We start from the raw sequence: 17,932 nt of genomic DNA, 5'->3' as shown, positions 1-17,932 counted from the left end.
AACCGCAGGAGAACACCCATGACTATCTTCGTCAACTCTGACACCCGGGTCATCGTCCAGGGCATGACCGGCGCCGAGGGACGCAAGCACACCCAGCGCATGCTCAGCGCAGGCACCACCATCGTCGGCGGGACGAACCCGCGCAAGGCCGGCACGACCGTCACCTTCGACGTGGCCGGCTACGGTCCGGGCGCCGACAAGGTGACCGACGGCCAGGTCGAGGTCCCCGTCTTCGGCACGGTCGCCGAGGCCCGCGAGGCAACCGGCGCGAACGCGTCCGTCATTTTCGTTCCCCCGGCCTTCGCGAAGGGCGCCGCCCTTGAGGCCATCGAGGCGGGCATCGAGACGATCGTCCTCATCACCGAGGGCATCCCCGTCCAGGACTCCACGATCGTCGTCGAGCGCGCGCTCGCGGCGGGCGTGCGCCTGATCGGCCCGAACTGCCCCGGCATCATTTCCCCCGGGCAGGCGAACCTGGGCATCACCCCGGCGGACATCACGGGACCGGGACGCCTTGGCCTCGTCTCCAAGTCGGGCACGCTGACCTACCAGCTCATGTACGAGCTGCGCGATTTCGGCTTCACGACGTGCCTGGGCATCGGCGGTGACCCGGTCGTCGGCACCACCCACATCGACGCGCTGGCGGCCTTCGAGGCTGACCCGGACACCGACCTCGTCATCATGATCGGCGAGATCGGTGGCGACGCCGAGGAGCGTGCGGCGGCGTGGATCCAGGAGAACATGACGAAGCCCGTCGTCGCCTACATCGCGGGCTTCACTGCCCCCGAGGGCAAGACCATGGGCCACGCGGGTGCAATCGTGTCCGGTTCGTCGGGCACGGCCGCCGCGAAGGCGGAGGCGCTCGAGGCCGTGGGCGTGCGCGTGGGTCGCACCCCCTCGCAGACGGCGCAGATCGCCCGCGAGATTCTCTCGCGCTAACGTCACAGCACGAATCGGCCCGGGGTCGGCGCGCAGCGTCGCGACCCCGGGCCGATTCTGACACTATGGGCATGTGAGCGAGCGCATCAGAGAAGTACCCAGCCCCCGGCGAACCACGACCACGTACGTGCCGGATCGCGCGACGATTCGTGTCGCCGTCCCGCAGGGCTGGGCGCGCGGCGTGCTGGCAGGCATCGAAGCTGCCTTCGCGGGATGGGCACTCATCACGGTCTTCACGATGATCGCGTATCTGACGATGCGATCGAACTCGTGGATGAATAACACGACGCCGCGTGATGCTCTCGGCCTGGGCTCAGACCTGTGGGCCGCCGTCATCGGAGGCACGTCGGTGGTTGGGGGAGTGCATTACCGCGCGATTCCGACGCTGGCGGGCATCCTACTGATTGTTCTCGTGCGCCTCCTGCTGCGCAATACGGCTGACTTCCCGCGTTCCTCGGCGCTGTTCGCAGTGCCCGGTTTCCTGCTCACGTCCTGGCTTCTTGCGGGCGCATCGGGCATCTATTCGCACTGGTGGACGGGCACGATCGGCGCGATTCTGATCCCGCTCATCGGCTCGCTGTGGTTCGTTGCGTCGGGGTATTCGCGCGATAATGAGGCCCCGTCGATGCAGCACTGGATCTCGGGCGGATTCAAGCTGGGTGGCCTGTCTCTCCTCGCGCTCGCGGCCGCGTCGCTGGTGGCGTCCGTGGTCGCGCTCGTCGCGGGGTGGAACCGCATGGCCGGTATCCAGGAGATCCTGGGTGCGGACTCGGCCACGGACACGGCGTTCATCGTCGGCGGGCAGGTGTTGTTTGCTCCGACGGTGATGGCTTGGGCTGCCGCCTGGTGGTCGGGCGCTGGTTTTCTGACGGCGACGGATTCGCTGCACTCCCCGGCGGTGGCGGCCCCCGGCCCGATTCCGCCAATTCCGCTGTTGGGTGCCGTCCCCGAGACGGCCCCCGGCATGTGGGTGATTCTTGCTCCGATCGCTCTGGGCATCGCCTTGGGCGTTGTCGCGGCGCGTTCCTTCCGGCGCGAGCACCTGCTACACCAGAGCGCCCAGGGCGTTCTGGCCTCGGTGATTGTCGCCTCGGTGACGGCCCTGTGGATGTGGAGCGCGACGATGAGCCTGGGCTCCGCGCGCCTGGCATCGATGGGTCCGCGCGTGGGCTGGGCGACGCTCGCGCTCGTTCTCGAGATTGCGCTGCCCACCCTGATCATCGCGCTGGCGACCCATCCGACGACGCGGGCCCTCCTGGGTGAGGGAGCGGGGCGCGTCCGCAATGAGGGCGAGGCCTTGCGCCGACGCGGCGCCGAGCGCGCCTCCCGTGAGGGGGCCGCGGCATCGGAGATGGACGAGGCGTGGGCGCAGGCCTCCGGTCCCGCTGATGCGAAGGACGCGGAAGCGGGCGACGACAAGGCTGCGGACAGTCAAGCGGGCCAGGGCGAAGGTGACGCGGATGACCCCGCGACGAAGGGGACGCGGCGCAGAGGGCTGAACTAGACTGGGGGGTGCCGCGACTGGCGAGGGTGGATGACCACCGGGGAGCGGCCGCATTTCCCGCGAGGCGTCGCCCGCCTGGGCGCCTGGGTTTGGTATCAACCTGGAGGAACTATGTCCGTCTCCCTGGACAACCTTGAACCCGTCGACGTGCGCCCCATCAAACGGGCCCTGATCTCTGTCTACGACAAGACTGGGCTGGAGGATCTCGCCCGCGCGCTCGGCGATGCCGGCGTGGAGATCGTCTCCACCGGATCCACGGCCGCTCGTATTGCGGCGTCGGGCGTGGCCGTCACCCCGGTCGACGACGTCACCGGTTTTCCCGAGGTGCTTGAGGGGCGCGTGAAGACACTGCACCCCTTCATCCATTCCGGCATCCTGGCCGACCAGCGTAAGGCCGCGCACCGCGAGCAGATCGCGCAGCTGGGCATCCGGGCCTTCGACCTGGTCGTATGCAACCTGTATCCGTTCCAGGACACGGTCGCCTCGGGTGCGTCCTTCGACGAGTGCGTCGAACAGATCGACATTGGCGGCCCCTCGATGGTGCGCGCCGCCGCAAAGAATCATCCGTCGGTCGCGGTCGTGACCTCCCCGCAGCGTTACGCGGACGTGGTCGAGGCCGTGGCGGGGGAGGGCTTTACTCTCGAGCAGCGCCGCGAGCTGGCCGCCGAGGCTTTCGCGCACACGGCGACCTACGACCTGGCGATCGCCGGCTGGCTTGCCGACGAGCTGGAGTTGGAGGACGTGCGCGAGACCCTCGACGAGGCCGCAGAGACCCACCTGGATGCCTCGGACGCGGCGTTCCTGGAGTCGCTGGGCTACCAGACCGGGGAAGACTACGCGGTGGAGGTGCCAGAGGAGGAGGGGCAGGCCTCGGGTATGCCCGTGTTCGTCGCGGATGCCTTCGAGCGCGTGGAGTCGCTGCGCTACGGCGAGAATCCGCACCAGGGCGCGGCCGTGTACCGTGAGATGGACGAGTCCTTCGAGGATGAGGGGGCGGGCGACGAGGCCTTGGCCCCGGGGATCGCGAACGCTCGCCAGCTGCACGGAAAGGCCATGAGTTTCAACAACTACACGGACGGTGACGCGGCTCTGCGTGCGGCCTACGATCATGAGCGTCCCTGCGTGGCGATCATCAAGCATGCGAACCCCTGCGGCATCGCGGTGGCCGATGATGTGGCGCAGGCGCACCGCCTCGCGCACGCGTGCGATCCGGTGTCGGCGTTCGGTGGCGTGATCGCCGTGAATCGCCCGGTGAGCGTGGAGCTGGCCCGCCAGATCGTCCCGATCTTCACGGAGGTTGTGCTCGCCCCCGACTACGAGGAGGGGGCGCTCGAAGTGCTCTCCGCCAAGAAGAATCTGCGCGTCCTGCAGGTCGAGCCCCCGGCTCGCGGCTCGTACGAATTCAAGCAGATCAGTGGCGGCCTGCTGGTCCAGGAGCGCGACGACATCGATGCCCCTGGAGATGCCCCGGAGAACTGGTCTCTCGTTGCGGGTGAAGCGGCCGACGAGGTGACGCTGGCGGACCTGGAGTTTGCGTGGCGTACGGTGCGTGCCGTGCGTTCGAACGCGATCCTGCTGGTCAGGGATGGTGCCTCGGTGGGCGTGGGCATGGGCCAGGTGAACCGTGTGGACTCGTGCAAGCTGGCTGTTGAGCGTGCGAACACGCTGGGCTCGCGCTCGACGGGCGACGCGGCCGTCTCCGCCGTGGATAGTGCGGGCGGCGCTCGCGCGTCCGAGGTTGTGGGCGAGGCTCCCGAGCGGCGTTCTGTCGGTGCGGTTGCCGCGTCGGATGCTTTCTTCCCCTTCGCCGACGGGTTGCAGGTGCTCATCGATGCGGGCGTGAAGGCCGTTGTCCAGCCCGGCGGATCCGTTCGTGACCAGGAGTCGATTGATGCGGCGAAGGCCGCGGGCATCACGATGTACCTGACGGGCACACGCCACTTCGCGCACTGATCACGCCTGTTGATTGACGTCAGGGGGCGAGCGCCGGTGTGACGCTCGCCCCCTGAGATCTTCTCCCGTGTGCTTGACAGGGGAGCGACAGTCGACATATTGTTCAATTGTTGAATGAAAGGCTGTTAGCCCTGCTGAAAGGTTCCCTATGACCACGCTGACCGTCCAGCCCGCCGCCCTCGCGCACAAGAACCGCGTCCTCGCAGACCGTCTCGGCGGAACGATCGCCCGCGAGATTGCCCTCGTGGCGGCCGGCACGATCGCCATGATCGTCCTGGCGCGCATCTCGATTCCGCTGCCCTTCACGCCCGTGCCCGTCTCCCTGGGCACGCTCGGCGCGCTGTCGGTCGGCACTGCCCTGGGCGTTCGTCGAGGCCTCCTCTCGGTTGCCGCCTACGCCCTCCTCGGTATTGCTGGTGCCCCCGTCTTCACCGGCACGAACGTCGGCTGGGCCTTCGCTTCCTTCGGTTACATCCTGGGCTACCTCCTCGTCGCAGCGATCGCCGGAGCGGCCGCCCAGCGCGGCGCGGACCGTCGCATCATCACCATGGCGCCGACCGCGCTCGTGTCCCTGTTCTCCGTGTACGTCGCGGGCCTTGCCTGGATGATCCCCTTCGCTCACATGACGCTTGAGCAGGGCCTCATGAAGGGCTTCGTGCCCTTCATCATCGGCGACCTGGTGAAGGCCGCCGTGGCCACCGGCACCTTCCCGGTGCTGCGCTCCATCTTCCGCTGATCCGCGCTTCAGCGTCACGCGAGTCGGCCTCGTCCCCACCCGGGGGCGGGGCCGTCGTCGTATTCGGCGTACGCTGTGGTGACATGCGTAATGGAGTGCGACGGGGCGGGGCGCGCGCGGGTACCATTGGCAGGGTGAACGCTTCTGACATGCATCCCGTCCTCGTTGTCGACTTCGGCGCTCAGTACGCCCAGCTGATCGCGCGCCGCGTGCGCGAGGCCAGCGTCTACTCGGAGATTGTCCCCCACACCATGAGCGTGGCCGACATGCTCGCCAAGGAGCCCGCCGCCATCATCCTGTCCGGCGGCCCGTCCTCCGTGTACGAGGAGGGCGCCCCCTCCGTCGATCCGGCGATCTTCGAGGCAGGCGTGCCCGTTCTGGGTATCTGCTACGGATTCCAGACCATGGCCCACGCCCTGGGTGGCACCGTGGGGCGCACGGGCACCCGCGAGTACGGACATACCGAGGCGACCGTCGCGGGGGACTCCTGCCTGTTCGGCGGCACCCCTGACGATCAGATCGTGTGGATGAGCCACGGCGACGCCGTCCAGGGTGCCCCGCAGGGCTTCACCGTCACGGCATCCACCTCCGAGACTCCCGTCGCTGCCTTCGAGTCGCGCGAGCGTCGCCTCTACGGCCTGCAGTGGCACCCCGAGGTCGGACACTCCCAGTTCGGCCAGGCGGCCCTGAAGAACTTCCTCTACGAGGGCGCTGGCCTGGAGCCCACGTGGACCGCCGGTTCCATCGTGGACGAGCAGGTCGCCAAGATCCGCGAGCAGGTCGGCGACGCGCAGGTCATCTGCGCCCTGTCCGGCGGCGTGGATTCCTCCGTGGCCGCGGCGCTCGTGCACAAGGCCGTCGGCGACCAGCTGACCTGCTTCTTCATCGACCATGGCCTGCTGCGCGCGGGCGAGCGCGAGCAGGTGGAGAACGACTACGCGCGCGGCATGGGTATCCGCGTCGTCACGTGCGACGAGTCCGAGCGCTTCCTGTCCGCCCTGGCCGGCGTCACCGAGCCTGAGGCGAAGCGTAAGATCATCGGCCGCGAGTTCATCCGTTCCTTCGAGGCCGCCCAGAAGCAGGTCATCGAAGAGGTTGGCGCCGCCGGCGGCGAGGTCAAGTTCCTGGTCCAGGGCACCCTGTACCCCGACGTCGTCGAGTCGGGCGGCGGCGAGGGCGCGGCCAACATCAAGAGTCACCACAACGTGGGCGGCCTGCCCGAGGACATGACCTTCGAGCTGGTCGAGCCCTTGCGCACCCTCTTCAAGGACGAGGTGCGCGCGGTCGGTCGCGAGCTGGGCCTGCCCGACTACCTGGTGAACCGCCAGCCCTTCCCTGGCCCCGGCCTGGGCATCCGCATCATCGGCGAGGTGACGCGCGAGCGCCTGGATATCCTGCGCGCCGCCGACCTGATCGCCCGCGAGGAGCTCACCGCCGCTGGCCTGGATCAGGAGATCTGGCAGTGCCCGGTCGTCCTGCTCGCCGACGTGCGCAGCGTGGGCGTTCAGGGGGATGGCCGCACCTACGGTCACCCGATCGTGCTGCGCCCCGTCTCCTCCGAGGATGCGATGACGGCCGACTGGACCCGCCTGCCCTACGACGTGTTGGCCCGCATCTCCACGCGCATCACCAACTCGGTGCCCGAGGTCAACCGCGTCGTCCTCGACGTGACCTCCAAGCCCCCGGCCACCATCGAGTGGGAGTGATAGCGGAATGAGTGAACAGTCGCAGCTGGAGAATAAGCTGAAAATAACGACGGGACAAACTATCCTTGGATTTGTTTATCTGCTATTTTTTCTCGCTGTGATTGTTGGTCTCATTTACTTTTTTCTGGTGAAGCTTGGGCCGGCTTTTGGCGTATTCTTTAGTTCGCTATCGAGTCTTGATTCGGCTATCATCGTTGCATTGATAACTGGTGCTGTGTCTGCGGTATCTTTTCTTGGGAACACAGTAGTGAACTCGTTTATGAAAAAGAATGAGTATCTTCGCGCGCATCGTGAAGAGCCATATATGAGGCTTATTTCTTTAGTCTATGATTTTCAGGCAGTCGCTTCAAAAGGGAAGACTATGGCAGATGATGAGCTCGCAGAAATTCTAAAGCAGTTTAACAAGGAGCTAACGCTCTGGGGCTCTTCTAAAGCTATTCAGGCTTGGGGGAATTGGCGAACAGCTTCGTCGAACTCTTCAGGTGATCCACTCCAGAATCTATTCGGGATGGAAAAGGTTATGGTTCAGTTGCGGAAAGATATGGGGATGAAGCGGGGGCTTCGTAAAGGTGATCTCTTGCGCCTAATGGTCAATGATATTGATTCAGTTCTCAACTGATTCATAGTTGCTGAGTGTGGTATGGATAATCTATTTTTCTTAGCGAGCTGTTTCTCGTGAATTGGGCGCTCCCTCACTCGCCGTCATCCCAGTCTCCAGGGAGTCGTGCGACTCCATTCGCATCCAGGGGTGGGCGGTAGGCGTAGCGCTCAAGGCCATCAAACGTGGGGATCTCGGGGCGCATATCGAAGGGGAGGCCGCCAACCTCAATCGACTTGGCAAGGAAGATGTTGGTCGCGTCGGAGAGGCTAATTCCCCAGCGCGCATAGACGGCTGCGGCATCGGCCTTGATCTGTGCGGTCGTGCGGGTCTTCACCTCAGCTGTGCGGGTCATTGTCGGCATCATCGCTCCTTTCGTTGTCTCGATTATAGGCCCGAACCGGGTACAGTTCGGGTTCTTTCTGGGGATAAAACGGTTGATTTGCTGTCTGTTGGCCTGGCTTCGCAGTGCTCACGGCGCATCACGTGGAGTAGGGTTCGTCGTAGCGAAGCGGCAGCCCTGGATCAAGGAGGATGACACGTGGATCTGCTCGAATACATGCGCTCGCATAACGGCATGACGCAGGAGGAATGGGAGCGCACGTTTGAGGACGAGGCCAGGGAGATCCTCGTCCTGCTTGCCGGCGGCAGGGGAGCGAGTAAGAGGAATAGCTTCTGGGAGGTCGCGCACTACTTCGTCGCGTATGTGGACTGTCAGACCGGCGCACTGTACACGGGGGACGGCCGGATCGTCTATCCCGTTAGCGATGAGGAACACGATGCTGGAGGAATCCTCGATCTCTTCTGTCAGGAGGCGGTTTACCGACTCAAGGCGCGCAAGAAAGTCCCGCACGAGGCTCCGCATGGTGTGGCTGCTTCGTCGCTCAGTCAGTTCCTGATCGTCGAGGTCCTCGAAGAGCGCCCCCCGTGCCCCGCGCTCGAAGAGGTTCTGGCCGAATACCGCAGACCGGTCGTGGTGACCGACGAGGTGCTCGGAGAGCTCACCCTCGACAAGGACTACGACGTGTTCGAAGGACATGTCCTGTGGCAGGGTGAGCAGATCGACGTGTCGCTTGAGGTCGATGCGGCAAGCGAGGACAGCTGGATCGCGGCCAGGCAAGCGATGAAAGCGATGCTGGCGGACCAGGATCGCTGGGACCGCGACATGCGAGCGAGCGCCGCACGTGAGCTGACCGAACTCGCGTGTGAGTGGCGCGATTCCGCCGACGAGGAGGCCCCAGAGATTACCGAAGAGAGCTTTGCTCGCCGGATCGAGCTGCGCAGTATCGTGATGGACGCCGAGGGTTCATTCTCCGCCTACTTTGATGATGACGATGTGTTCTTCGGGCACAGCGTCACCGTGTACGGAACCCTGAAGGACGGTGTGACCAAGGCAAACATGGAGGGATAGTCGTCCTACATGGTGGTCGGAGAGGCGCTGTCGAGTCGACGCAGGAGTGCGTAGAGCCTGATCGAGGAGACCAGGTCGGCGACGGGGATGGCATGCCATCGCTTGTGCTGCTTCGCCGTTTCAGGGGAGATTAGTTGCTCGTTGCGCGCCCGAACGATTGCCGCGAACCCGTGGGATGAGGTGACGATCATGATGATGTAGCTCCCCAGGAGTAGGGGAGGGAGGAAGAGCACGTGAGGGGCGGGGCCGCCTGGAGCGAACAAATATTGTCCCAGGAAGAGAAGCAACAAGCACGTGATAAGGAAGAAGGGGAGGAAGCTAAGTTTGATGAAGAGTCCCCAGAACGCCAGTTCGCGGGGCTTGCGCCTGTTGCGCGAGATATTGGTGAAGACGACAGTCGCCACGGCGAACACAAGCATCGCGGGGAACCAGACGTCGATCCGGAGCATTGGGTAGGGACGATAGAAAACTACGGTAAAAGGCCCGCCCGCATAGGCTGTCGCGACGAAGCAGAACGTGGTGACGAGGGATGCGACTCGAGACATGGGTTTTCTCCATCGGACTTCGTTGACTTGTGGCGAGTATAACCTTGCTGTCGCGGAATGAGGCCTACCCTGCCAAGCAAGGTAGGCCTCGTGATGTGCGCCTGGTGTCGCTACCGAAACAGTCGTGCGTTCAGCTCAGTGCGCGGTAGCGGGACTACTTCTGGCCCTCCACGTCGGGCACGTACGCGAGGAACCCAGCCAAGACCTCGTCGTTGTGCTCGAAGAACGGCTTCCCCTTGTCGAGGGAATCGATCTGGGCCATGTCCTCGTCGGTCAGCGCGAAATCGAACAGGTCGATGTTCTGAGCGATGTGCGACGGCGTCTTCGATCCCGGAATGACGATGTGTCCCTGCTGGATATGCCAGCGCAGCAGCACCTGGGCGGGGGACTTGCCGTGCTTCTCGGCGAGGCCCTGGACGAGGGACTCGGTCATGATCGAGTCGTTGCCGCGCCCGCCGAGCGGGTACCAGGCCTGCAGTGCGATGTTGTGCTCCTTGAGGAGTTCCTTGAGCTCCGTCTGAGGGAAGTACGGGTGGCACTCGACCTGGTTGATCGTGGGGACAACCTCGCACTTGTCCAGGATGCGCTGCGTCTGGGCAACGTCGAAGTTTGACAGGCCGATTGCGCGAATCTTGCCTTCCTTATGCGCCTTCTCGAGGATGCGGTACCCCGCGACCGTGTCGCCGGCGGGCTGGTGCAGGATCATCAGGTCGATGTAGTCCGTGCCCAGACGCTCGAGCGTCTCCTCGACGGCGGTGGGGCGTTTGAAGAACGATGGCCAGAGCTTCGTCTCGAGGAAGATCTCATCGCGCGCTTTCGAGGACGCGCGCATTCCGCGCCCGACGGCGCGCTCGTTCACGTAGACGTTCGCCGTGTCGATCAGCGTGTAGTTGTTGTCGAGTGCGTAGGTGACCGCTGACTGGGCATCATCGGGCTCGAGCAGGTAGGTGCCGAGGCCGACCTGGGGGATTGTGATGCCGTTGTTCAGGGTGATGTGGTCCATGTGAACTCCTTTGTTGTCGTGAGCGGCGTGCGATGGCTCGGCAGTGTGGCGCTGAGGCGTGCGGACGCTGCTGATGTCAGAGTATTCCTATCCCCGGTTGGTTTGTGTGGGGCGGGTGCATCTGGATATGTGATGTGCGGCTAGTATTATGGTGATGGCGGTATGAATTTGTGGTTCTGCTCTTGACGTGAGGCTGCGCAACCCTATACTGAACACTGTTCATTATGAGTTGTTGCAGCTCGCAAGACAGTAGGAATACGTGCCCAAACAAGTGATCGACCGGGAGGGCCTGGTCAGCCAGGCCTACGCCATCGCCTCGCGCGACGGTATTTCCGCGCTCTCCGTGCGCAAGGTCGCCTCCGCGTGCGGGATCGCCGTCGGATCGGTCTACGGCTACTTCCCGACGAAGGCAGACCTGACGGCCGCAGTGCTCACCCGATTTTTCGAGGAGAACCTCTCCGAAGAGCTGTGCGTCGTGCGCCCCGGTGAACGCTTCACCTCCTACGTGAGGCGATTCCGCGAGGCCTTGAGCTCTGCCCGTGCGGAGATGAGCGTCGACTGGTTTACCGAGATGCGCCGCCTGCCCAGCGCCGAACACGCGGCACTCGATGCCGTGCGCGCCCCCATGCTCGCCCACATCGAGCGCGGACTCGCGCGCGTCCTCGACGCGGACGAGGCCGTGGACTCCTCGCGCCTCGTCGGCCCCATGAGCCCCGAGCCGCTGTGCCGCTACGTGCTGCGCGCCCTCTTCTCTTCGCTCGCGGAGGGAAGCGACTGTGAGACGCTCATCACCCTCCTGGACGCCGCCCTATACGCCCCCGAATTCGCCACAGACAAGGAACCCGTTCGATGAGTCGATTCCGCATGAAGAAACAGCCGCTGATCGCCGTCGCCGGCGTGGTCTGGCTGCTCGCCGGCTTGAACGTCGCCATCCTGGGCGTGCGCGCGGCCATCGACATGCGAGGAGTCGCCGCGATCATCCTGATCGCCCTCGTCGGCGGCGCGATCGCGGTCTTTAGTGCCTTCCACTCGATGTTCTCCAGGCTCGTGAAGAAGAATGCCCGGCGTATCGCCGACCTGGAGGGGGATCGCCACCTCTTCTTTCGATTCTTCGACCGTAAGAGCTACATCATGATGGCGGTCATGATGACCTTCGGGATCGTCATGCGCGCCATCGGCCTCTTCCCCAACTGGTTCATTGCTTTCTTCTACACGGGCCTGGGCCTGGCTCTCGCGCTTGCGGGTGCCAGCTACATCGTGCGCGGCGTGCTTGGCCGGGCCTGGGCGTTCCATGGGAGCAAGGGTGAAACACGTGGGCAGTCGGCCAGCTGAACGGGGAAGAACACGCCAGTTGGCCCGGGGTGTGCTCGTCGCGGCTGTTCTGGCGTACGCGGCCGTCCGGATCGGCTTCCTGTACGTTGGTCTCCAGATGGCGTCGACGGCCTCCTTGCGCGAAACTGTGGATCAGTACAGCGCTCTGCTCATGGCCATGGACGAATTACTGATGCTTGCAGCCGTCCTGGGCGGGTGGGCTTTCTACATCGGGCTCGAATCGCGTGTCCGCAATGGGAGAACGCTGACCGGGCTCGCGGTGGCGAGCTTCGTGCTGATGCTGATTGCATGGGTGGTGATTGTGCTCGGGACCGGCAGGCTCGTCTACCCCGTCAATGGGCTGCCTGCCGTCGCCGACGACGGTCTCCGGGGGGCTGTGGCCGAGATCTACGGGGCGTGGCACATGTGCGACATCATGCTCGGGGTATTCATGATCGCCTGGGCCGGGTTGTTGTCCCGGCCCCTGTGGAAGTACAGCGGGGCGGTCATTGGGCTGGCACAGATCCTCAGCACCTACTTCGGGCAACCCGTGAAGCCGATCCCCATGCTCATAGCGATCGCACTATCGACGGCATGGTTGCTGATGCGCGGCGTTTCCAGCGTCACCGGCCTCGAAAGCGAAGCCGTCCAAGAGGCTGAATGAGCCGATCACAGCGTTGCCGTGGGGAGTGTTCCTCTTTTCCCCCTGGATCTGCGCACGCCCCGTCGGTCGCCCCCGCCCTAGAATGGGAGGAGTCAGGAACTCCTTTGCCTAGGAGATGAAGGAGGCCGTGTCGTGGCGCGACCGACGAGCAAGAACGAGCTGATCACCGCATCCGCACACGGGTACGGGAAGCTCATGGAGTTTGCTGCCTCCATGACCGAGGACGAACTGGCGGCCCCCTTCGACTTCTCCGCCGACAAGGGCCGGAAGGAGGCGCACTGGAGCCGGGACAAGAACCTGCGCGACGTCCTGGCTCACCTCCACGAGTGGCACCGGCTCCTCCTGGACTGGGTGGGTGCCAACGAGGTCGGGGCGAAGCGGCCATTCCTGCCCGAACCCTTCACGTGGCGGACCTACGGCGACATGAACGTCGCCCTGTGGCGCAAGCATCAGGACACGCCCCTGGAAGAGGCCCGCGACCTGCTGGATCAGTCCCACAGTGGGGTCATGGCCCTGGCGGAGGGGTTCTCCGACGAGGACCTGTTCGACAGGGGACGATTCGACTGGACGGGGACCACGACGCTCGGCTCCTACTTCGTGAGCGCCACGAGCTCCCACTACGACTGGGCGCTCAAGAAGCTCCGCGCCCACCGAAGGGCGTGCGCGAGGCGCGACTAGCCGAGGGCCGCGGTGCATGCCGCGCCAGCGCTCGGCACAAGAGTCCGAGCGGCTTGCCGGCCCCCGCGACTCACGCCCCGGCCTCGCCGTAGCGGCGACGCAACTCCGCACGCAGGTCCCTGAAGTATCGGGCCTGGTACGAGCGTAGGAACAGCCTGGCAACCCAGCGGGGGACGAACCTGCCCCGCACGTCCACGTCCTCCGTGAAGCGCAGGCGGCACCCGGATCCCGCCGGGACGAATACGCCTCGCCAGCATCCCTCCAGGGTATCTCCGTCGATGGAGAACTCCCAGAGTCGTTCCTCCTGCCGGCGCACGGTCGTGAAACGAATGGGCTTGCCGCCCTTGGGATACTCCACGAAGTCGTGCTCGCCGACCCTCTCGCATCGCTCCAGGTCCGAACGCCACCGCCACTGATCGACGTCGGTGACGACCTGCCACGCCTGGGATACCGGCCAGGGCAGGTCGTCCTCGTAAACCACGCGAACTCGTCCCATCGTCCCCACCGTCCTTCTTCACACGGGAGCCACGGTGCCGGATGTGTCTGCCGCCTCCCCGTCGCGAGGCGCTCCCCGGTTATCCTCTCAGGATACACAGCTCCCTGAAGCGGTCGTCCAGCTCAGCGATCCTCCCCAGCGTGTCTGCCAAGGCGAGGTTGTCCTCCGCGAGGTTGTGCAGGTGCGCCTGCCCGAACAGGGAGGCGATCCGCTCCTTGAGCTCCGCCCGCTCCGGGTCGTGGTCGGCGAGGAATCGGGCAGCGTAGAGGCTCCTGGCCGCGGCCAAGCGGAAACTGAAGTACTGGTGCATCTGCTTTTGCTGCTGGCTCATTCCGTTGCGTCGGATGGCCTCGGCGTAGGCGCGGATGACGCCCGCCTCGCCTGCCTCGTAGCGTCTTCTCATGATAGAGGAGACCTCACGGTAGACCTCCTCCTGCGTAGGTTCCCTTACCCGCGTGAAGGCGCCCCACATGGAGAACGACCCCCTCCTGTAGGAGATCGTCCGCGCCTCCCAGGCCTTTGCGAAGTCCTGGAACTCCATGCTCATGCAGGGGAATCCCGCCGGATCGTGCAGCCGCACCCGACCGTCGGTAAGGCCGAGGATGCAGACGAAGTGATCGACCCCGCCAAGCTCACGAAAGTTCGGGTTGTAGGTGAGCAGTCCCATGTCCAGAGGGCCCGCCACCACGGGGCCGCGCTCCAGCATGCGGGCGAGCCGATCCCGAACCTCGCCGAGGCCGGCCGCGGGTCCTTCGACGAAGAAGTCCTCCCACGTAAAGCCGAGCGCGCGCAGGCAGTTACTGATGGACGCGTCGGGCATTCCGTTGTCGAAGAAGACGATCGGATGGCGCGGGTCGTCTTCCATGACGCTTGCCCCGTTGCCCATGACCATGAGCGCCTCCAGGCGCTCGGGCCGCACGTCGAACCCGTAGGAGTCCAGGGCCATTGCCAGCGAGTTGGTGTAGCACAGCGACACGTCTCCGAAGTACATACTCATGCGTTCTCCTCACATTCTGCGCGCGCGTGAATCAATCTGCGTGCGATGATTCCCAGGTTTGGGGCAGGGAAAGCCGCGCCTGGCATCCCTCCTTGGAGACTGCTCACGTGTGACAGGCGGGCAGAGGAGCGGTCGGCGCTCACTCAGTCCCCCGCCCACGATAACGGCAAGAAAAATTCCCGTCAACACAACGAAAAATCATCCTTGGAGGGGTTGCTTCCGGTCATCGAGAATCCTGAGCGCCCCGAACCGCCGATGTCACGATGTGAGGGTGCTCGCGCTGCTTGTCGCCTTCCTCACCCCAGGAAGAACTCGTGCTTGGCTCGGAAGAAGCGAGTGAGCGTCTCCGCCACGTTCACGGGTGCCTCCTCAAGGCCAGATCCTCCGGCGTCCCCTTCAGAGGTCGACGTGCTGGCGGGCGGAGAACCCGCGTTCCTTGAGCCTGCCGCTGACGTAGTCGTAGCGAGTGGGGGTCACCTTGATGATGTTCATGATGAAGGGCAGATTCCGCAGGCGCTCCACCGGGATGCCGCGCAACCGGCAAGCGTGCTCATACTCCTCGCCGAAGGGCTCGAGCACCTGCGCCGTGCCCGTCACCTGCAATCCGGCGAGGCTATCGAAGGATACGTCGTCGTCGTGGATGGCCAGGCACACGTTCCTGTTCTCCCGCAATGCCCGGAACTTCAGGCCGCCCTCGCTGATGATCCAGAAGGCCCCCTCGGCGTGGACGTACTCGACGGTCGTGTTGCGGACAATACCATTCCCCGCCGTGGCCAGCGCGCAGATCTTGTGGCGGCTGAGGAAGGCCTCAATCTCGGCGATCAGCTCATCCTCGGGCATGCGCGCCTCGCCCGCTTCCTGGTCGATCCAGCGCCTCGCCGCCGCCTCCCAGTCGATTGTGTTTCCATCCATGGGGTCTCTCCCTTCGGGGTCGGGGTCGGGGGCCGCGCCGCGCGGCCCTTCCCACCAGGATAGGCCGGGGCAATGGCGCTTCGGGCGCCCGTGGGAGAGGGACACTGGGACCTCGGTGCCTTGAAAGACGGCACCCGACGGTGTTCCCTGTGAACAGCCCGATCCGAAGACCCGAAAGAGGTGGCCGACGTGCCCGAGCTGAGTGAGCTGTCGAAGACCCTGTACATCCCCCTCGTGGGGCGCATCTACGCCTCGAGGCACTACCCGTCGATGATCCACGATCCCAAGGCCCTCGGCCTGGAATCCTCTCTTCCTGAGGATGCGGCGACGATGAACCGCGGGCAGAACGAGTACACCATGGTGTCGAGCATCGCGCGCTCGGTCAACATGGACCGCCGGATACGGCGCTTTCTCGCGGCCCACCCCGACGCGGCGGTTGTCAGCGTCGGATGCGGGCTGGAGACAACGTACTGGCGCTGCGACAATGGGCGTGCCCTCTGGTTCGAACTCGACCTGCCCGAGGTCATCCGCGTGCGTGGCGAACTCCTCTCGCCCGGCCAGCGCCAGGTCCTGATCCCGGGCGACATGTTCGACTACTCGTGGATCGAGCGGGTGAAGGAGTATGGTGAGCGGCCCACCATCGTCGTCGTCTCGGGAGTCTTCTACTACTTCGAGGAGGAAAGAGTCATCGACTTCCTGAACCACCTCTGCGCCTTTGACGCCGTGCGAGTGGTCTTCGACTCGACCTCCTCCAGGGGGCTGAAGCTCTCGCAGGCGTACGTCAAGCGCATGAAGAACGGCTCGACCATGCACTTCTCGGTTGACGACCCCCGTCAGTTCGTCGGTAGGCTCCAAGGCGGGGCGCGCCTCGTCGAACACGTGCCCTACTACCGCGAGATTGACCGGCGCGGCGTAGGGCTCATCCCCAGGGCGTACATGCGCATCTCGGACATGTTCCACATGGTGTCCATGACGACCATCGACATGGGGCGGCCGTGAGGGGCATGGCCCTCCGGGCCGCGGGGTGCCTACGCCTCGTCGTCGTTGGCCGAGGCGTCCGGGGTCGCGGCCCTCGCCTGTTTGCGCAGGTGCGTCAGCCATTCCAGGCGCTCCTTGAAGCGCCTCTCGTTGCCCTCCTCGGTGGGCCTGTAGTACTCGGCGCCCGCGAGCGAGTCGGGCAGGCACTGCAGGTCGGTGGCCACCTTGTCTGCCTCGTAGTGGGCGAGACGGTAGCCTTGCCCGTATCCCAGGTCCTTCATGAGGCGGGTCGCGGCGTTGCGGATGGTCAGCGGCACGGGCTCGGCGAGCGTGTGTAGCGCGTCCTTCTTGGCGTGCTCGTAGGCGATGTAGGAGCTATTCGACTTCGGGGCCAACGATAGGTAGATGACGGCCTGCGCCAAGTGGACCGAGCACTCGGGCATGCCGATGAAGTGGGCGGCTTGGAAAGCGTTGATCGCCACGTTCAGGGCGTTCGTGTCGGCAAGCCCGACGTCTTCCGAGGCGAAACGCGTGATGCGCCGGGCGACGTAGAGGGGGTCTTCGCCGCCCTCGAGCATGCGGGCCAGCCAGTACACGGCGGCGTCCGGGTCCGAGTTGCGCATCGACTTGTGTAACGCCGAAATGATGTTGTAGTGCTCTTCGCCGTCCTTGTCGTAGCGCAGGCTCTTGGTGGAGGTCAGCTGCGCGACGGTGTCTTGGCTGACGGTCGTCACGCCGTCCTCTTCGTCGCCGTTGAGGACGACCATCTCCAGGGTGGACAGGGCCACGCGCGCGTCGCCGTCGGCGAAGGTCGCGATCGTGCGCAGCAGGTCGTCCTCGATATGTACGTTCTGGTTGCCGAAACCCCGCGGGTCACTCAGGGCTCGGCGCATCAAGGCAACCAGGTCCTCCTCGGTCAGGCCGTGCAGGACGAAGACTTTGCAGCGCGACAGGAGGGCGTTGTTGACCTCGAAGGACGGGTTCTCGGTGGTCGCGCCGATGAGGATGATCGCGCCCTTTTCGACGAAGGGGAGGAAGGCGTCCTGCTGGGCCTTGTTGAAGCGGTGGATCTCGTCAATGAAGACGATCGTGCGGCTACCCATGGACGCCTGCGCGTCGGCCTGCTTCATGACCTCGCGGATCTCTTTGATGCCGCTGGTCACAGCGGAAAAGTCGATGAACGAGGCGTGGGTGTGGCGGGCGATCACGCGCGCCAGGGTGGTTTTGCCGACCCCGGGAGGCCCCCAGAAGATCATCGAGGGCGTTCGGTCGGCCTCGATCATGCAGCGCAGGGCCTTGCCCGGCCCGATCTGGTGCGACTGACCCACGACCTCGTCGAGAGAAACCGGGCGCATCCGGTCGGCGAGAGGACGCGTGTCCTCGCCGGACTCCTCGAACAGTGAGTGTTGCTGGCTTCGCTTCATGGGTGAGCCCTCCTGGTGGTGCCACGAATCCGGTTCCTGTACCCAGGGTAAGACGAGTCGCCCTCGTCTGCGCCTCA

General features: G+C 64.8%; 19 protein-coding genes and 1 riboswitch. Of the genes, 12 read left to right on the top strand and 7 right to left on the bottom strand.

The window, feature by feature from the left end:
* The first annotated feature begins 18 nt into the window (after window positions 1-18).
* The 6 genes from sucD (at window position 19) to RDV55_RS02635 (ending at window position 7,457) form a co-directional block, all read left to right on the top strand.
* On the top strand, window positions 19-939 hold the full coding sequence (sucD, locus tag RDV55_RS02660; protein ID WP_111822658.1) for a succinate--CoA ligase subunit alpha: 921 nt from the start codon (window positions 19-21) through the stop codon (window positions 937-939).
* Between the two features lie 73 nt (window positions 940-1,012).
* Window positions 1,013-2,443 carry a cell division protein PerM gene (locus RDV55_RS02655; protein WP_428985089.1) on the top strand — a complete coding sequence of 477 codons (1,431 nt, stop codon included), beginning with the start codon at window positions 1,013-1,015 and terminating at the stop codon, window positions 2,441-2,443.
* Window positions 2,444-2,446: 3 nt separating this feature from the next.
* A riboswitch (ZMP/ZTP riboswitch) is annotated at window positions 2,447-2,531 on the top strand.
* Between the two features lie 23 nt (window positions 2,532-2,554).
* Complete coding sequence (purH, locus tag RDV55_RS02650) at window positions 2,555-4,396, top strand: bifunctional phosphoribosylaminoimidazolecarboxamide formyltransferase/IMP cyclohydrolase (protein ID WP_111822660.1); 1,842 nt, start codon at window positions 2,555-2,557, stop codon at window positions 4,394-4,396.
* Window positions 4,397-4,544: 148 nt separating this feature from the next.
* Window positions 4,545-5,132 (top strand): biotin transporter BioY, encoded by a 588-nt coding sequence (locus RDV55_RS02645; protein ID WP_111822661.1) that lies wholly within the window; start codon window positions 4,545-4,547, stop codon window positions 5,130-5,132.
* 149 nt (window positions 5,133-5,281) lie between these two features.
* On the top strand, window positions 5,282-6,838 hold the full coding sequence (gene guaA, locus RDV55_RS02640; RefSeq protein ID WP_111822662.1) for a glutamine-hydrolyzing GMP synthase: 1,557 nt from the start codon (window positions 5,282-5,284) through the stop codon (window positions 6,836-6,838).
* 7 nt (window positions 6,839-6,845) lie between these two features.
* On the top strand, window positions 6,846-7,457 hold the full coding sequence (locus RDV55_RS02635) for a hypothetical protein (protein WP_111822663.1): 612 nt from the start codon (window positions 6,846-6,848) through the stop codon (window positions 7,455-7,457).
* Window positions 7,458-7,530: 73 nt separating this feature from the next.
* Here RDV55_RS02635 and RDV55_RS02630 read toward each other — a convergent pair whose 3' ends face one another.
* On the bottom strand, window positions 7,531-7,800 hold the full coding sequence (locus RDV55_RS02630) for a type II toxin-antitoxin system RelB/DinJ family antitoxin (protein ID WP_111822664.1): 270 nt from the start codon (window positions 7,798-7,800) through the stop codon (window positions 7,531-7,533).
* A gap of 177 nt (window positions 7,801-7,977) precedes the next feature.
* Here RDV55_RS02630 and RDV55_RS02625 point away from each other — a divergent pair, with 177 nt between their 5' ends.
* The gene (locus tag RDV55_RS02625) at window positions 7,978-8,847 is read left to right on the top strand and encodes a DUF2262 domain-containing protein (RefSeq protein ID WP_111822665.1); all 870 of its coding nucleotides are present in this window, start codon (window positions 7,978-7,980) and stop codon (window positions 8,845-8,847) included.
* A gap of 5 nt (window positions 8,848-8,852) precedes the next feature.
* On the opposite strand, the gene RDV55_RS02620 is transcribed toward RDV55_RS02625, so the two are convergent.
* Together RDV55_RS02620 and RDV55_RS02615 are read right to left on the bottom strand one after the other, a co-directional pair.
* Window positions 8,853-9,392 (bottom strand): DUF6652 family protein, encoded by a 540-nt coding sequence (locus tag RDV55_RS02620; protein ID WP_111822666.1) that lies wholly within the window; start codon window positions 9,390-9,392, stop codon window positions 8,853-8,855.
* 154 nt (window positions 9,393-9,546) lie between these two features.
* Complete coding sequence (locus tag RDV55_RS02615) at window positions 9,547-10,395, bottom strand: aldo/keto reductase (protein ID WP_111822667.1); 849 nt, start codon at window positions 10,393-10,395, stop codon at window positions 9,547-9,549.
* A 259-nt stretch (window positions 10,396-10,654) separates the two neighbouring features.
* On the opposite strand from RDV55_RS02615, the gene RDV55_RS02610 reads away from it, so the two are divergent.
* The 4 genes from RDV55_RS02610 to RDV55_RS02595 all read left to right on the top strand — a co-directional run bounded on the left by RDV55_RS02610 (window position 10,655) and on the right by RDV55_RS02595 (window position 13,048).
* A complete protein-coding gene (locus RDV55_RS02610) occupies window positions 10,655-11,248 on the top strand; it encodes a TetR/AcrR family transcriptional regulator (RefSeq protein ID WP_111822668.1) in 594 nt (197 codons plus the stop codon).
* Window positions 11,245-11,727, top strand: a complete 483-nt coding sequence (locus RDV55_RS02605; RefSeq protein WP_111822669.1) for a hypothetical protein — start codon at window positions 11,245-11,247, stop codon at window positions 11,725-11,727. Before RDV55_RS02610 ends, RDV55_RS02605 begins: the two co-directional genes overlap by 4 nt.
* A gap of 31 nt (window positions 11,728-11,758) precedes the next feature.
* Window positions 11,759-12,370 carry a hypothetical protein gene (locus tag RDV55_RS02600; RefSeq protein ID WP_111822670.1) on the top strand — a complete coding sequence of 204 codons (612 nt, stop codon included), beginning with the start codon at window positions 11,759-11,761 and terminating at the stop codon, window positions 12,368-12,370.
* A 132-nt stretch (window positions 12,371-12,502) separates the two neighbouring features.
* Window positions 12,503-13,048, top strand: coding sequence for a ClbS/DfsB family four-helix bundle protein (locus RDV55_RS02595; RefSeq protein ID WP_111822671.1), 546 nt, complete (start codon window positions 12,503-12,505; stop codon window positions 13,046-13,048).
* Between the two features lie 70 nt (window positions 13,049-13,118).
* On the opposite strand, the gene RDV55_RS02590 is transcribed toward RDV55_RS02595, so the two are convergent.
* From RDV55_RS02590 to RDV55_RS02580, 3 genes are all read right to left on the bottom strand, one after another.
* A complete protein-coding gene (locus RDV55_RS02590; RefSeq protein WP_111822672.1) occupies window positions 13,119-13,544 on the bottom strand; it encodes an SRPBCC family protein in 426 nt (141 codons plus the stop codon).
* A gap of 79 nt (window positions 13,545-13,623) precedes the next feature.
* On the bottom strand, window positions 13,624-14,541 hold the full coding sequence (locus RDV55_RS02585) for a YobF C-terminal domain-containing protein (protein WP_111822673.1): 918 nt from the start codon (window positions 14,539-14,541) through the stop codon (window positions 13,624-13,626).
* A gap of 396 nt (window positions 14,542-14,937) precedes the next feature.
* Window positions 14,938-15,453 carry a pyridoxamine 5'-phosphate oxidase family protein gene (locus RDV55_RS02580; RefSeq protein WP_111822674.1) on the bottom strand — a complete coding sequence of 172 codons (516 nt, stop codon included), beginning with the start codon at window positions 15,451-15,453 and terminating at the stop codon, window positions 14,938-14,940.
* 189 nt (window positions 15,454-15,642) lie between these two features.
* On the opposite strand from RDV55_RS02580, the gene RDV55_RS02575 reads away from it, so the two are divergent.
* Window positions 15,643-16,452, top strand: a complete 810-nt coding sequence (locus tag RDV55_RS02575) for a class I SAM-dependent methyltransferase (protein WP_245907598.1) — start codon at window positions 15,643-15,645, stop codon at window positions 16,450-16,452.
* A 29-nt stretch (window positions 16,453-16,481) separates the two neighbouring features.
* Here RDV55_RS02575 and RDV55_RS02570 read toward each other — a convergent pair whose 3' ends face one another.
* Entirely contained in the window at window positions 16,482-17,855 is a 1,374-nt protein-coding gene (locus tag RDV55_RS02570; protein ID WP_111822676.1) for a replication-associated recombination protein A, read from the bottom strand.
* Window positions 17,856-17,932 lie beyond the last annotated feature (77 nt).

This window comes from Schaalia odontolytica (assembly GCF_031191545.1).
In the GTDB taxonomy this organism is placed as follows: Bacteria; Actinomycetota; Actinomycetes; order Actinomycetales; family Actinomycetaceae; genus Pauljensenia; species Pauljensenia odontolytica.
The sequence above is the reverse complement of the archived record's forward strand: the minus strand, read 5'-3'. Positions and strand labels throughout refer to the sequence as shown.